The organism is Undibacterium sp. Xuan67W (assembly GCF_049340165.1).
In the GTDB taxonomy this organism is placed as follows: Bacteria; Pseudomonadota; Gammaproteobacteria; order Burkholderiales; family Burkholderiaceae_D; genus Undibacterium.
On the sequence record NZ_JBMPPN010000020.1, the window covers coordinates 1 to 15,181 of the forward strand.

The window sequence follows — 15,181 nt, forward strand, 5'->3', positions numbered from 1 at the left end:
TCATCGTCAACAACCCGCCCGTGGTCAGCCTCACCGCGCCGGCCGCCAACAGCAGTGTCGCCGGCAAAGCCACCGTCACCCTGAGCGCCAGCGCCAGTGACACCGGCGGCAGTATTAGCAAAGTCGAGTTCTACAACGGCACAACGCTCCTCAACAGCGACACCACCGCCCCCTACAGTTACAGCTGGGCCAATGTCGTACCAGGGACATACACGCTGACCGCCAAAGCCACCGACAATCTGGGCGGCGTCACCACCAGCAGTCCCGTCACACTCACCGTCAGCAACCCGCTCACCACCAGTCTGACCGCCCCGGCCAACAACAGTAGCATCACCGTGGGCAACCCGGTCACTCTCAGTGCCACCGCCAGCACCAGCAAATCCGGCACCACCCTGAGCAAAGTCGAGTTCTACAACGGCACCACCTTACTAGGCAGTGCCACCACCGCCCCCTATAGTTACAACTGGACCAATGCCGCCACTGGCGCCTACAGCCTGACCGCCAAAGTCACCGACAGCCAGGGACTCACCCAAACCAGCAGCCCCGTCAGTTTCCAGGTCAAAGCGAGTACCACACCCCCGACGGCCAGTCTCAGCACACCGCAAAACAACGCCAGCCTGATCGCCCCAGCCACCGTCAGCTTCACTGCCAATGCCGCTGCCGTGGGAACAGGTAACACCATCAGCAAAGTCCAGTACTACCAAGGCACCACCTTAGTCGCCACCGCCGCCGTCAACACCGCCCCTTACAGCGCCACCTGGAGCAATGTCACCGCCGGCATCTACAGCCTCACCGCCAAAGTTACTGACGCTCAAGGCAACATCACCACCAGCAGTCCCGTCAGCCTCAGCGTCATCAACAACAGCGCCCCCAGCATCAGCCTGACCGCCAATCCGGCCAATGCCGCCGCCCCCGCAACAATCCTGCTCGCCGCCACTGCCAGCGACAGTGATGGTAGCATTGCCAAAGTCGACTTCTACAGCAAAGACAACAGCAGCGGCACGACCCTCACCATCGCCACACTCACGCAAGCACCGTACAACACCAGCTGGAGCAATGTCGCCGCAGGCAGCTACAGCCTTAGTGCCAAAGCCACCGACAATCTGGGCGCCAGTACCACCTCCACCAGTGTGCCGGTGACGGTCACTGCGCATGTCCCGAAAGTGTATGATATCCAGAGTGACCATCTGAACACGCCCAGAGTGATTACAGACAGTACCGGCGCACAAGTATGGCGCTGGGACAGTGCGCCGTTTGGGGAGACGGTAGCCAATGAGAATCCGCAGAACACGGGGGTGGCGAATAACTTTAGTTTTAATCTGCGCTTCCCGGGGCAGTACTTTGATAAAGAGACTGGGCTGCACTATAACTACTTTAGGGATTATGATCCGGCGGCTGGTAGGTATGTGGAATCTGATCCTGTTGGATTAGAAGGCGGTATCAATACTTATGCCTATGTTGAGGGGAATCCAGTTTCTTTCTTTGATCCACGCGGTTTGCACAAAGGTGATAAGTGGTACGGTCGAAACAACCGTGAATTTCAGCGGTGGTTTCATAATCCTCAGTGCTGGAAACAACCGGGTAACGCAGATGCGGGCCAGGAAGAAATCGAGGAAGCCTATGCTGAATGGGTAAGCCGTGGCAGTCCGAAGGGAGGTAAATGCGATAACATGCCTCCGCCTCCGCCCGCTCCTGCTGCACCGATCTGCGGTGAAGATTGCAAACAAAAAGTTCTAAAGCCTGTCAAAAATCCTATGACTGGTTTAATGATTTTAACGTTAGTGTGTTTGTATTTTTTCACTCCTCAATGGTAGCTATGAACATAAAAAATAGTTAACTTTAGCGGCAAGAAAATCAGGATATGAAAAATGCATAAGTACACGATAGAGCTGAGCTTCTATGGGGACCAGTTGGATCCGTCTGAGATTTCAGCTTGCTTGAATTTGCAGCCAAGCGGTAGCCTGAGTCAATCGCAAATCCAGGCAATCAAAAGGAAGCGACGCCCGTATTGGGGATTCAACGGACAAGGGGAGGTTGGATTCCAGCCTGAGTGGACATGTCTGGAGGATGGCTTTGAATTTCTTCTAAAAATTCTGAATCCCAGAAAGTCTGAAATCGTTGCGCTTGCCCATCAGTTTGATGGCCTTTGGTGGTGCGGTCATTTCCAAGCCAGCTTTGATGGTGGCCCTACACTGTCTCCGGATTTACTGGTTGAGATAGGTAGCTACGGAATTCCCCTTACCATCGACAATTATTTTTCCGACGAACAGGCATAGCAAGCGTAACCCGGTAAGGCGCAATCTTCGCGTAAGGCGACAATGCGAAGCAATTGCGCCGTATGGAATGTTTCATATTTCAGCGATGCCAAATGACAGGCGTAAAGGATTACCTCGAACTCAGGTTTTAAAATACTTCTTCTTTTATAAAATAAAAAAGCCACTCCCTCCGATAACCCGGATGCGGGTGGCTTCTTTATTTAGCGGCTAAAAAAGGAGGTTTATTTTTTTGCTTTAGCCGCTCTCGGTTTGCCCGGTTGCTCGTCCTGCTCCACAAAACCAATCGAGCGTTTCTTCACCGGTGCTGGTTCCGGCGGTGTCATCAATTCACGGATCGCCTCGAACACCTGCTTCAACTGCACGCGGGTATTGTGCTCAAAGGTATCGTGTTTCAACTCCATCAAATCGGCCTTATTCTCCAGCTCATCGAGACGCTGCGCCAGGTCTTTGTTCGACAAAACTAGGGTCAGTTCTAACATTCCAACATTTCTTTATATTTAAAAACAAAAAAGCCACTCCCTCCGGTAACCCGGATGCGAGTGGCTTCTTTTTTTAGCAGCTAAAAAAGAGGTTTATTTTTTTGCTTTAGCCGCTTTAGGTTTGCCCCGCGTCTCGTCCTGCTCCACAAAACCAATCGAGCGTTTCTTCAGCGGTGCTGATTCCGGCGGCGTCATCAATTCGCGGATCGCCTCGAACACCTGCTTTAACTGCACACGGGTATTGTGCTCAAAGGTATCGTGTTTCAACTCCATCAAATCGGCCTTATTCTCCAGCTCATCGAGACGCTGCGCCAATTCCTTGTTCGAGACGATCACTTCCCGCAAGCGCACAAAGGCGCGCATGATCTCGATATTGACGGCAATCGCTTGCGGGCTATTCAATACAGAGGACAGCATCGCCACGCCTTGTTCGGTAAACGCATACGGCGCATAACGCCGACCACCACGCCCGGTGTTTGAGATCACAATTTGTGATCTCAAAGATTCCCATTCGGCAGCATCTAGCTGAAACATAAAATCTTCGGGAAACCGATCCAGATTACGTTTAACGGCTTGCCCCAGGCTACTGGTTGTTACGCCATACAGTGCTGCCAAATCGGTATCGAGTAACACCTTCTGATCGCGCAACACCACAATATGCTTGGCAATCGTTCCGGTCGACAAATTCTTTGTTTGCGTGACGCTGGTCTTACTGCTCATGCCTTCACCTGTTCGCGTGGTGGTTTCTTTGTTGAGCTTGCTATCTTAGTCGCTGGTTTCGCCATACGCGCCAGCGTCCCGGAAACTTGACTCTTGACGATCATGGCATCAAGTACCGCCATCGCCACATCCTGATCTTCGGCAGGCATGGCGGCAATCGCCTCAAAGCGCAACTTCAAATCGTCTTCAGGTTCGCGCTCGCCTTCCTCAAACAATAAAAAATCTGTGGTTACGTGCAGTGCCAACGCCAGCTTCTTAAGTGCATCGGCAGTAGGTTGCGATGTACCGGCCTCGTAGCGTTTGATTTGTTGCACATGCGTTCCCGTCGCATCCGACAAGCCTTGCTGCGTTAAGCTCTGTTGCTTGCGTAGGGAAACAATTCGTTCAGAGAAACTCATGGCAGATAACCAGTAATTTAAATAGGCCACGATGTTACCCCCTTGATTTCTTGCGTTTCGATATTGGTATAGTATAGTATACTAACAAAGTACACAATATTGATCTTGACAGGTTTTTAGCAAAAGGCGGATTTATGGCACGGATACCAGAAACAGAAATCGAGCGGCTAAAAAATGAAGTTTCGGTAGAACGCCTGGTCGAGTCCGCCGGCATCGCCCTCAAGAAGTCCGGCAAAGACAAGGTCGGCCTGTGCCCGTTCCATGACGATGCCACGGCCTCGCTGGTGGTCACGCCCGCCAAGAACCTGTGGCACTGCTTTGGCTGCGGTGCCGCTGGCGACCCGATTGCCTGGGTCATGCAACTGCGCGGCATCAGTTTTAGGCATGCGGTGGAACTGCTGCTTACCGATCCTGCTTTAGCTGCTGAATCCAAAGAGCCGGTCAAACGCACGACAGTGCGCAGCTTGCCCGCACCGGTCGCCTTTGATGCTGACGACTGCGCCTTACTCAATCAAACTGTGGGCTACTACCACCAGACCTTGCTGGCCTCACCCGAAGCGCTGACCTACCTGCAGGCACGTGGCTTACACCATCCCGAATTAATCGCGCATTTCCAGCTCGGCTACGCCAACCGCAGCCTGGGCTTACGCCTGCCCGCCAAAACCCGCATTGCCGGTGCCGAGATCCGCAGCCGATTAGAAAAGCTGGGCATCTATCGTGAAAGCGGCCACGAGCATTTCAACGGCTCGCTAGTGGTGCCGATCATCGATGCAACCGGCAAGGTCACAGAAATCTACGGACGCAAGATCCGCGACGACCTGCGCAAAGGCACGCCTGCACATTTGTATTTACCCGGTGCGCATCGCGGCGTATTCAATGTTCAGGCACTGGCGGCAAGTAAAGAAATCATCCTGTGCGAAGCCCTGATTGACGCCATGACGTTCTGGTGTGCCGGTTACCGCAACGTCACCGCCAGCTATGGCACCGAAGGTTTTACTGAAGATCACTTGGCCGCGTTTAAAGAAAATAATATCGAACGCATCTTGATTGCCTATGACCGCGACGAAGCGGGCGAGCGTGCGGCCACTAAATTGGCGGAACGCCTGCTGGCCGAGGGAATCGCCTGCTACCGCATCCACTTCCCCAAAGGCATGGACGCCAATGACTACGCCTTAAAGGTGCAGCCAGCGGCTAAGAGTTTAGGGAATTTAATTCGTCAGGCGGCGTGGCTCGGGAATGGTGTTGCGCCCGAACGTCTGGCTTCGTCGGTAGCAATAGAACCAACGGCCAGCGCAGCAGTCGCACCGCTTATTTCTTTAGCCGCTGAGCTAGTGCTTACGCCACCAGCCACAGCCTTACCCGCAGCGGCCTTGCCGCCAGCCCCCAGCGCCAATCTGGAGGCCGAAGTACGCGACAATGAAATCATCCTCGCCTTTGCGGAACGGCGTTACCGCGTGCGCGGCCTGGCTAAAAATCTCGCGCATGAGCTGCTTAAAATCAATCTGCTGACCTCCATCGGCGATGCCTTCCACGTCGATACGCTAGACCTGTACAACGCCCGCGCCAGACACAGCTACATCACGCAAGCGGCAATAGAATTGCGCGTACCAGAGAATACGATCAAGACCGATCTGGGGCGCGTACTGCTGACACTGGAAGCCCTGCAAGACCAGCAGATACAAGCAGCACTAAAACCCAAAGAGCCGGAAGCGGTGACGATGGACGCCGCAGAACGCGCCGCCGCACTGGCCTTACTCCGCGCCCCCGATCTGGTCACCCGCCTGCTAGCGGACTACGCCACCTGCGGTTTAATCGGCGAAGAAACCAACAAGCTAGTCGGCTATCTGGCCTGCATCTCGCGCAAGCTGGAGCGTCCTCTCGGTGTCGTGATTCAATCGTCGAGTGCGGCAGGGAAAACCAGCCTGATGGATACGGTCTTAGCCTTCGTGCCCAAGGAAGATAAAATCAAATACAGCGCCATGACCGGGCAGAGCCTGTTCTACATGGGCGAAACCAATCTCAAGCACAAGGTCTTAGCGATCGTCGAAGAGGAAGGCGCCAGCCGCGCCAGCTACGCCTTAAAGCTCTTGCAATCCGAAGGTGAGCTCACCATGGCCAGCACCGGCAAAGACCCGGTGACAGGCAACCTGGTGACGCAACCGTATCGCGTAGAAGGCCCGGTCGCCTTGCTGCTCACCACCACCGCACGCGACCTCGATGAAGAACTGCTCAATCGCTGTTTAGTCTTGGCCGTCGATGAAAGCCGCGACCAGACCCGCGCCATCCACCAGTTGCAACGACAAAAGCGCACGCTGGATGGCATGCTGGCCAAACGAGAAAAGGAAGCGCTGATCACCCTGCATCAGAACGCCCAGCGCCTATTGATACCGCTAGAAGTCCTCAATCCTTACGCCCAATTCCTCAGCTTCCCAGACCAGACCACACGCCTGCGGCGCGATCATGAAAAGTACCTGACCCTAATCGACACCATCAGCTTCCTGCACCAACACCAGCGCGAAGTGAAGACATCGACACGCAACGGCCAGGAGGTGGCCTACGTCGAAGTGAATTTAAGTGACATAGCCCTGGCCAACCAGATTGCGCATGAAGTGCTGGGCAGAAGCCTGGATGAATTACCGCCGCAGACCAGGCGTTTACTCAAACTGATCCACCAGTACGTCAGTGCCGAATGTGCAAGCAAGAGTCTGGCGCGTGCCGATCTGCGTTTCTCGCGCAAGGCAGCAAGGGACGCTACCGGCCTGTCGGATACGCAACTGCGCCTGCACTTAGAGCGCCTGGTGCAGATGGAATATCTACTGGTGCATCGCGGCCAGCGTGGACAAAGCTTTGAGTATGAACTGCTGTATGACGGCGCGGGCAGTGATGCGCAAGCCTTTGTGCCAGGCTTGATTGATATCGCCAGTCTGGAATTGGCGATCAGTGCAAGCACAAACACAAACGCAAGCACTGCATCTACGATGAACAGTTCGCGGGGTAAAACAAGGGAGTTCGCGCCCCCATCGCGGGGTCAACGCGCCCCTGATGCGGGGTGTTCGCGCAGTGACGAATCGGCGCAAGCGCTAGCAAGCATGCGGGCAAGCGAAGAAATGAAGGGTTCCAAGACAGAAATGCAGCTCCTATCAGCAAACGAACAAATCCCGTCGTACCAGCAGTCCGCAACGTTTCCCTTAGCTGCCAGTGCAGCACTAGCAGGCTAAGGTCATGGCACAGAAAGGCGAGCGCGGCATCCGCCAGAAACAGCGCGCATTGCGTAAAAAACCGCAATCGCCAGCACGTCCCCAGGCACCCGATCCAGCAAGCGCCAACCACTTGCGCGCCTACCAAAACGTCTTCCTCGAATGGACGCTGGTCACCGGCCTGTCAGAGCAAACCGCCAAGATCCGCAAGCAAGCCTTGGATGGTTTCATCCTCTGGTGTGATGAGCGCAGCCTGCAGCAACCGCAAGACATCACCCGGCCTATCCTGCAACGCTACCAAAGCCATCTGTATCACTACCGCAAGAGCAACGGCCAGCCGCTCTCATTCAATACCCAGGCCACCCGTTTGCATCCACTGGTCGCCTTCTTCAAATGGCTAGCCCGCGACAACCACATCCTGCACAATCCCGCGTCTGATCTGGTCTTGCCGAAACCACCACGCCAATTGCCCAAGCATTTAATGAGCGTGGCCGAGATCGACAGCATCCTCAATCAAGCCGACATCGAAACGCCTTCCGGCATCCGCAACCGGGCGATACTCGAAACCCTCTACAGCAGCGGCATCCGCCGTGCTGAACTGATCCATTTAAGTCTGTACGACATCGACACCGAACGCGGCACCCTGATGGTGCGGCAGGGTAAAGGGCGTAAAGACCGCCTCATCCCCATAGGTGCACGCGCCTGCGCCTGGGTCACACGCTATGTGCAGGAAGTGCGGCCGCAATTTGTACCAGCCCAAGAGCAGCAGCATCTGTTCATCACCGACTACGGTGAAGCCTTTGAAAAGAACCGCCTCTCCGACATGGTCAAGCTGCACATGAAATACGCCGGATTGAACAGCGGCGGCTGTCACGCCTTCCGGCATGCGTGCGCCACCCACATGCTGGAAAACGGAGCCGACATCCGCTACATCCAGGCCATCCTCGGACATGCCGAACTCTCGACGACGCAGATTTATACCCATGTCGCGATTGGCAAATTGAAAGCCGTGCATGCCTTAACCCATCCGGCGCGATTGCAGCGTCTTGGCGGCGATCAAAGTGGTGAGGTGGCGGGTAGTGAGGTGCACGATGAGAAAACGCTGCTAAGCGCACTAGAAGCGGAAGCAAATGAAGAAACAAGCGCAGAAACCAAAGGAGAAGCATGATGTTGCACATCGACGTAGACTTACCCAATGATTTGGCGTGGGCATTCGCGGAATTTTTAAAACGCGCCGGTTACGACGATTACCGGCAACGTGCCGCCAGTGAGCAAGAAGCGTATGACATGCAAAACGCCGCTGAAAAAATACGCGTCGCATTAGCAGAACAGGGCTATGCGCCGCGTTAAATAGCGATCGTTCATGCTCATGAATGCGCAATATTTAAAAACGGCCACGCAATGTCGATGCGCCTTCACAAGCATAAATGGCTTGTAGGGTGCATGGATAGTGCGTGTTCTCATTTGAATTTATGAAATCGGATACGCAAAACACCGCACGTAAACCGCTTGTCACACTCCTTGCAAGCCGTGCAGACGAGCTGAGCAGGTACACGGGGCAAGCACTGCGCCAAGCTAGCGCCAACCGTGATCGACGGTGACGGCTCCGGCGCACAAACAAGCTGGTCAGAATGAAGAAGCGCGCTCCTGCGTCGCTTGCGCCCGCGCTGCGCCGGCAGTCAGAAGACAGCTACGCAAAGGCACAGCCATTCCGGGGTAAATTGCTGCGCAATTCAACATAACGCGGCATTACGCAAAATCATCCCAGTCGTTACGCGTTGCTTCACTTGGTGTGACGACTTCGCGTAATGAGGCGTTATGTCTTACGCCCCTGCATGTCTGCCAGGCTATAGGTGTGCGCTTCGATGCGCAAGGAATTAGTCAGGGTTATTGGCGCGTGCTCGTGCCTCGCTTGCTGCTGTGCTTCGCCAGTAGTCAGGTGGCACGCAAGAACAAAACGCACGGCCACAACAGCCCGTCGCCGTGCTCACAACTCAGTCACTGTGCTCGCGTTCCGCCAGCACAGATCAACGGCAAACAAAAAACAGATCAGGGTTACGGTGCGTGCTCGTGCCTCGCATGCCGCCGCGCTTCGCCGGTAGTCAGGTGGGTAAAACTGCACGCTAAAAACCAACCCCAGCCAGCAGCGAAAGAAAAAACCCTTGCCATCACGCGTGCGCGCAAGCCAAAATACGTGTCTAGAAAAAATTTGCTTCAAAAGGGGAAACGGTCTTCTTACACGTCGCGCAAAGCCTTGATAGGTATAGAGAAAATGGTTGCACCTACGATAAAACTGTGTCGGGGCAAACACACTACAACTACTTTAGGGATTATGAGCCGACAACAGGGAGGTACATCGAGAGCGATCCGATTGGGTTGCGCGGGGGCTTGAACACATATGCCTATGTGGGTGGGAATCCAATTTTCAATATTGACCCGAACGGGTTGCAGGTCATTATTATTCCTGGCCCAAGAACACCTGGTCCTAGTATTGATCCATTTTGGCCGGCACCTCCATCACCTAGCCCATCATTACCGACCTGGACATTGCCGGACTGGATGTGGGATTTGATTAACCCTCCAAAAGACGCTCGATCACAAGGAACCGGTGCTGAAGGACGCCCAGCCGATCACAATCCTGGAAAGGACTGCGATGGAAAGTGCAATCCTTGTCCACCAAATCCTCCCCCTTTTATCCATCAGGGTGATGCACATGGTTCAACGGGCGGCTTTCACACGCATCAATGGCAATACCATCAGGCACCAGATTGCACTTGTAGAGCACGCAAAGAAAGCTGGTAAATATGAGAAATATCAAAACTGAAGTAGCCTCATATCGGGAGGCAGTTAGGCACCTTTGGAACTCGGCGTTCTCCTCACTTGATGAACCATTGCGCTTCGGCGTATGCCTGGAGTTGTTTGAGGAGATCGACGATTTAATTTTTAGGGCATTGGTGTGCGAACCGCTCGGAATTGAATTTGAGAAAAAGGCAACGAATGAGCCTTTTACTGATTTCAAAGTAGTTCCCATCAGCCTTCTTACAGAAGTGCCCGTCATGATTAATAGGTCAGTACCAGCCTGTGGATATTGGGATGATCCTATAAAAACTATACGCTTGTCCGATGTGGATTTTGCATTGATTGGGTTCTTTGATTGGGATGGCTACAATGTAAAAGATTGTGCTTATTACAGAGTGAGAATAATTGATTGTAAATCTCAGCCCAATTTAGCGGGTAGAGATGCACTTATCGAAACACTCAATGCAAACGTCTTTTTAATCGAACAAGACTAAGAAGAAGGCCAGGATCAGGTCTTTCAGCAAGCGTAGCCCGGACTAAAGTAGGTTGGCGCAGAGCGAAGCGAAGCCCAACATTTCAGGCCGTAAAATGACCGGCCTCAAGCTTCGCCGTGAACTCAGGTTTTAAAATACTTCTTCTTTTATAAAATAAAAAAGCCACTCCCTCCGATAACCCGGATGCGGGTGGCTTCTTTATTTAGCGGCTAAAAAAGGAGGTTTATTTTTTTGCTTTAGCCGCTCTCGGTTTGCCCGGTTGCTCGTCCTGCTCCACAAAACCAATCGAGCGTTTCTTCACCGGTGCTGGTTCCGGCGGTGTCATCAATTCACGGATCGCCTCGAACACCTGCTTCAACTGCACGCGGGTATTGTGCTCAAAGGTATCGTGTTTCAACTCCATCAAATCGGCCTTATTCTCCAGCTCATCGAGACGCTGCGCCAGGTCTTTGTTCGACAAAACTAGGGTCAGTTCTAACATTCCAACATTTCTTTATATTTAAAAACAAAAAAGCCACTCCCTCCGGTAACCCGGATGCGAGTGGCTTCTTTTTTTAGCAGCTAAAAAAGAGGTTTATTTTTTTGCTTTAGCCGCTTTAGGTTTGCCCCGCGTCTCGTCCTGCTCCACAAAACCAATCGAGCGTTTCTTCAGCGGTGCTGATTCCGGCGGCGTCATCAATTCGCGGATCGCCTCGAACACCTGCTTTAACTGCACACGGGTATTGTGCTCAAAGGTATCGTGTTTCAACTCCATCAAATCGGCCTTATTCTCCAGCTCATCGAGACGCTGCGCCAATTCCTTGTTCGAGACGATCACTTCCCGCAAGCGCACAAAGGCGCGCATGATCTCGATATTGACGGCAATCGCTTGCGGGCTATTCAATACAGAGGACAGCATCGCCACGCCTTGTTCGGTAAACGCATACGGCGCATAACGCCGACCACCACGCCCGGTGTTTGAGATCACAATTTGTGATCTCAAAGATTCCCATTCGGCAGCATCTAGCTGAAACATAAAATCTTCGGGAAACCGATCCAGATTACGTTTAACGGCTTGCCCCAGGCTACTGGTTGTTACGCCATACAGTGCTGCCAAATCGGTATCGAGTAACACCTTCTGATCGCGCAACACCACAATATGCTTGGCAATCGTTCCGGTCGACAAATTCTTTGTTTGCGTGACGCTGGTCTTACTGCTCATGCCTTCACCTGTTCGCGTGGTGGTTTCTTTGTTGAGCTTGCTATCTTAGTCGCTGGTTTCGCCATACGCGCCAGCGTCCCGGAAACTTGACTCTTGACGATCATGGCATCAAGTACCGCCATCGCCACATCCTGATCTTCGGCAGGCATGGCGGCAATCGCCTCAAAGCGCAACTTCAAATCGTCTTCAGGTTCGCGCTCGCCTTCCTCAAACAATAAAAAATCTGTGGTTACGTGCAGTGCCAACGCCAGCTTCTTAAGTGCATCGGCAGTAGGTTGCGATGTACCGGCCTCGTAGCGTTTGATTTGTTGCACATGCGTTCCCGTCGCATCCGACAAGCCTTGCTGCGTTAAGCTCTGTTGCTTGCGTAGGGAAACAATTCGTTCAGAGAAACTCATGGCAGATAACCAGTAATTTAAATAGGCCACGATGTTACCCCCTTGATTTCTTGCGTTTCGATATTGGTATAGTATAGTATACTAACAAAGTACACAATATTGATCTTGACAGGTTTTTAGCAAAAGGCGGATTTATGGCACGGATACCAGAAACAGAAATCGAGCGGCTAAAAAATGAAGTTTCGGTAGAACGCCTGGTCGAGTCCGCCGGCATCGCCCTCAAGAAGTCCGGCAAAGACAAGGTCGGCCTGTGCCCGTTCCATGACGATGCCACGGCCTCGCTGGTGGTCACGCCCGCCAAGAACCTGTGGCACTGCTTTGGCTGCGGTGCCGCTGGCGACCCGATTGCCTGGGTCATGCAACTGCGCGGCATCAGTTTTAGGCATGCGGTGGAACTGCTGCTTACCGATCCTGCTTTAGCTGCTGAATCCAAAGAGCCGGTCAAACGCACGACAGTGCGCAGCTTGCCCGCACCGGTCGCCTTTGATGCTGACGACTGCGCCTTACTCAATCAAACTGTGGGCTACTACCACCAGACCTTGCTGGCCTCACCCGAAGCGCTGACCTACCTGCAGGCACGTGGCTTACACCATCCCGAATTAATCGCGCATTTCCAGCTCGGCTACGCCAACCGCAGCCTGGGCTTACGCCTGCCCGCCAAAACCCGCATTGCCGGTGCCGAGATCCGCAGCCGATTAGAAAAGCTGGGCATCTATCGTGAAAGCGGCCACGAGCATTTCAACGGCTCGCTAGTGGTGCCGATCATCGATGCAACCGGCAAGGTCACAGAAATCTACGGACGCAAGATCCGCGACGACCTGCGCAAAGGCACGCCTGCACATTTGTATTTACCCGGTGCGCATCGCGGCGTATTCAATGTTCAGGCACTGGCGGCAAGTAAAGAAATCATCCTGTGCGAAGCCCTGATTGACGCCATGACGTTCTGGTGTGCCGGTTACCGCAACGTCACCGCCAGCTATGGCACCGAAGGTTTTACTGAAGATCACTTGGCCGCGTTTAAAGAAAATAATATCGAACGCATCTTGATTGCCTATGACCGCGACGAAGCGGGCGAGCGTGCGGCCACTAAATTGGCGGAACGCCTGCTGGCCGAGGGAATCGCCTGCTACCGCATCCACTTCCCCAAAGGCATGGACGCCAATGACTACGCCTTAAAGGTGCAGCCAGCGGCTAAGAGTTTAGGGAATTTAATTCGTCAGGCGGCGTGGCTCGGGAATGGTGTTGCGCCCGAACGTCTGGCTTCGTCGGTAGCAATAGAACCAACGGCCAGCGCAGCAGTCGCACCGCTTATTTCTTTAGCCGCTGAGCTAGTGCTTACGCCACCAGCCACAGCCTTACCCGCAGCGGCCTTGCCGCCAGCCCCCAGCGCCAATCTGGAGGCCGAAGTACGCGACAATGAAATCATCCTCGCCTTTGCGGAACGGCGTTACCGCGTGCGCGGCCTGGCTAAAAATCTCGCGCATGAGCTGCTTAAAATCAATCTGCTGACCTCCATCGGCGATGCCTTCCACGTCGATACGCTAGACCTGTACAACGCCCGCGCCAGACACAGCTACATCACGCAAGCGGCAATAGAATTGCGCGTACCAGAGAATACGATCAAGACCGATCTGGGGCGCGTACTGCTGACACTGGAAGCCCTGCAAGACCAGCAGATACAAGCAGCACTAAAACCCAAAGAGCCGGAAGCGGTGACGATGGACGCCGCAGAACGCGCCGCCGCACTGGCCTTACTCCGCGCCCCCGATCTGGTCACCCGCCTGCTAGCGGACTACGCCACCTGCGGTTTAATCGGCGAAGAAACCAACAAGCTAGTCGGCTATCTGGCCTGCATCTCGCGCAAGCTGGAGCGTCCTCTCGGTGTCGTGATTCAATCGTCGAGTGCGGCAGGGAAAACCAGCCTGATGGATACGGTCTTAGCCTTCGTGCCCAAGGAAGATAAAATCAAATACAGCGCCATGACCGGGCAGAGCCTGTTCTACATGGGCGAAACCAATCTCAAGCACAAGGTCTTAGCGATCGTCGAAGAGGAAGGCGCCAGCCGCGCCAGCTACGCCTTAAAGCTCTTGCAATCCGAAGGTGAGCTCACCATGGCCAGCACCGGCAAAGACCCGGTGACAGGCAACCTGGTGACGCAACCGTATCGCGTAGAAGGCCCGGTCGCCTTGCTGCTCACCACCACCGCACGCGACCTCGATGAAGAACTGCTCAATCGCTGTTTAGTCTTGGCCGTCGATGAAAGCCGCGACCAGACCCGCGCCATCCACCAGTTGCAACGACAAAAGCGCACGCTGGATGGCATGCTGGCCAAACGAGAAAAGGAAGCGCTGATCACCCTGCATCAGAACGCCCAGCGCCTATTGATACCGCTAGAAGTCCTCAATCCTTACGCCCAATTCCTCAGCTTCCCAGACCAGACCACACGCCTGCGGCGCGATCATGAAAAGTACCTGACCCTAATCGACACCATCAGCTTCCTGCACCAACACCAGCGCGAAGTGAAGACATCGACACGCAACGGCCAGGAGGTGGCCTACGTCGAAGTGAATTTAAGTGACATAGCCCTGGCCAACCAGATTGCGCATGAAGTGCTGGGCAGAAGCCTGGATGAATTACCGCCGCAGACCAGGCGTTTACTCAAACTGATCCACCAGTACGTCAGTGCCGAATGTGCAAGCAAGAGTCTGGCGCGTGCCGATCTGCGTTTCTCGCGCAAGGCAGCAAGGGACGCTACCGGCCTGTCGGATACGCAACTGCGCCTGCACTTAGAGCGCCTGGTGCAGATGGAATATCTACTGGTGCATCGCGGCCAGCGTGGACAAAGCTTTGAGTATGAACTGCTGTATGACGGCGCGGGCAGTGATGCGCAAGCCTTTGTGCCAGGCTTGATTGATATCGCCAGTCTGGAATTGGCGATCAGTGCAAGCACAAACACAAACGCAAGCACTGCATCTACGATGAACAGTTCGCGGGGTAAAACAAGGGAGTTCGCGCCCCCATCGCGGGGTCAACGCGCCCCTGATGCGGGGTGTTCGCGCAGTGACGAATCGGCGCAAGCGCTAGCAAGCATGCGGGCAAGCGAAGAAATGAAGGGTTCCAAGACAGAAATGCAGCTCCTATCAGCAAACGAACAAATCCCGTCGTACCAGCAGTCCGCAACGTTTCCCTTAGCTGCCAGTGCAGCACTAGCAGGCTAAG

13 protein-coding genes and 1 pseudogene are annotated in these 15,181 nt (G+C 54.1%); 8 read left to right on the forward strand and 6 right to left on the reverse strand.

The window, feature by feature from the left end; all coding sequences use genetic code 11:
- Positions 1 to 20 precede the first annotated feature (20 nt).
- Entirely contained in the window at positions 21 to 1,814 is a 1,794-nt protein-coding gene (locus ACO0LE_RS16025; protein ID WP_422961412.1) for an Ig-like domain-containing protein, read from the forward strand.
- A gap of 54 nt (positions 1,815 to 1,868) precedes the next feature.
- On the forward strand, positions 1,869 to 2,276 hold the full coding sequence (locus tag ACO0LE_RS16030; RefSeq protein ID WP_422961355.1) for a DUF4279 domain-containing protein: 408 nt from the start codon (positions 1,869 to 1,871) through the stop codon (positions 2,274 to 2,276).
- 221 nt (positions 2,277 to 2,497) lie between these two features.
- Here ACO0LE_RS16030 and ACO0LE_RS16035 read toward each other — a convergent pair whose 3' ends face one another.
- The 3 genes from ACO0LE_RS16035 to ACO0LE_RS16045 form a co-directional block, all read right to left on the reverse strand.
- The gene (locus ACO0LE_RS16035; RefSeq protein ID WP_422961356.1) at positions 2,498 to 2,755 is read right to left on the reverse strand and encodes a hypothetical protein; all 258 of its coding nucleotides are present in this window, start codon (positions 2,753 to 2,755) and stop codon (positions 2,498 to 2,500) included.
- A gap of 93 nt (positions 2,756 to 2,848) precedes the next feature.
- The gene (locus ACO0LE_RS16040; protein ID WP_422961357.1) at positions 2,849 to 3,475 is read right to left on the reverse strand and encodes an ORF6N domain-containing protein; all 627 of its coding nucleotides are present in this window, start codon (positions 3,473 to 3,475) and stop codon (positions 2,849 to 2,851) included.
- Positions 3,472 to 3,903 (reverse strand): helix-turn-helix domain-containing protein, encoded by a 432-nt coding sequence (locus ACO0LE_RS16045; RefSeq protein ID WP_422961358.1) that lies wholly within the window; start codon positions 3,901 to 3,903, stop codon positions 3,472 to 3,474. Before ACO0LE_RS16045 ends, ACO0LE_RS16040 begins: the two co-directional genes overlap by 4 nt.
- A gap of 104 nt (positions 3,904 to 4,007) precedes the next feature.
- On the opposite strand from ACO0LE_RS16045, the gene ACO0LE_RS16050 reads away from it, so the two are divergent.
- From ACO0LE_RS16050 to ACO0LE_RS16070, 5 genes and pseudogenes are all read left to right on the forward strand, one after another.
- Positions 4,008 to 7,091 carry a CHC2 zinc finger domain-containing protein gene (locus ACO0LE_RS16050; RefSeq protein ID WP_422961359.1) on the forward strand — a complete coding sequence of 1,028 codons (3,084 nt, stop codon included), beginning with the start codon at positions 4,008 to 4,010 and terminating at the stop codon, positions 7,089 to 7,091.
- Positions 7,092 to 7,095: 4 nt separating this feature from the next.
- Positions 7,096 to 8,238, forward strand: coding sequence for a site-specific tyrosine recombinase XerC (xerC, locus tag ACO0LE_RS16055; protein WP_422961360.1), 1,143 nt, complete (start codon positions 7,096 to 7,098; stop codon positions 8,236 to 8,238).
- Positions 8,238 to 8,420, forward strand: a complete 183-nt coding sequence (locus ACO0LE_RS16060) for a DUF7706 family protein (protein WP_422961361.1) — start codon at positions 8,238 to 8,240, stop codon at positions 8,418 to 8,420. The genes xerC and ACO0LE_RS16060 overlap by 1 nt, the downstream gene beginning before the upstream one ends.
- A gap of 921 nt (positions 8,421 to 9,341) precedes the next feature.
- Positions 9,342 to 9,872: pseudogene (locus tag ACO0LE_RS16065) on the forward strand (RHS repeat-associated core domain-containing protein); the annotation flags it as partial.
- A 2-nt stretch (positions 9,873 to 9,874) separates the two neighbouring features.
- Positions 9,875 to 10,363, forward strand: a complete 489-nt coding sequence (locus ACO0LE_RS16070; protein ID WP_422961362.1) for a hypothetical protein — start codon at positions 9,875 to 9,877, stop codon at positions 10,361 to 10,363.
- A 223-nt stretch (positions 10,364 to 10,586) separates the two neighbouring features.
- On the opposite strand, the gene ACO0LE_RS16075 is transcribed toward ACO0LE_RS16070, so the two are convergent.
- The 3 genes from ACO0LE_RS16075 to ACO0LE_RS16085 all read right to left on the reverse strand — a co-directional run bounded on the left by ACO0LE_RS16075 (position 10,587) and on the right by ACO0LE_RS16085 (position 11,992).
- Positions 10,587 to 10,844, reverse strand: coding sequence for a hypothetical protein (locus tag ACO0LE_RS16075; RefSeq protein WP_422961356.1), 258 nt, complete (start codon positions 10,842 to 10,844; stop codon positions 10,587 to 10,589).
- Positions 10,845 to 10,937: 93 nt separating this feature from the next.
- Positions 10,938 to 11,564 carry an ORF6N domain-containing protein gene (locus ACO0LE_RS16080; protein WP_422961357.1) on the reverse strand — a complete coding sequence of 209 codons (627 nt, stop codon included), beginning with the start codon at positions 11,562 to 11,564 and terminating at the stop codon, positions 10,938 to 10,940.
- Positions 11,561 to 11,992: a helix-turn-helix domain-containing protein gene (locus ACO0LE_RS16085; RefSeq protein ID WP_422961358.1), complete on the reverse strand. Its 432-nt coding sequence runs from the start codon at positions 11,990 to 11,992 to the stop codon at positions 11,561 to 11,563. The genes ACO0LE_RS16080 and ACO0LE_RS16085 overlap by 4 nt, the downstream gene beginning before the upstream one ends.
- Before the next feature lie 104 nt (positions 11,993 to 12,096).
- On the opposite strand from ACO0LE_RS16085, the gene ACO0LE_RS16090 reads away from it, so the two are divergent.
- Positions 12,097 to 15,180, forward strand: coding sequence for a CHC2 zinc finger domain-containing protein (locus ACO0LE_RS16090; RefSeq protein ID WP_422961359.1), 3,084 nt, complete (start codon positions 12,097 to 12,099; stop codon positions 15,178 to 15,180).
- Position 15,181 lies beyond the last annotated feature (1 nt).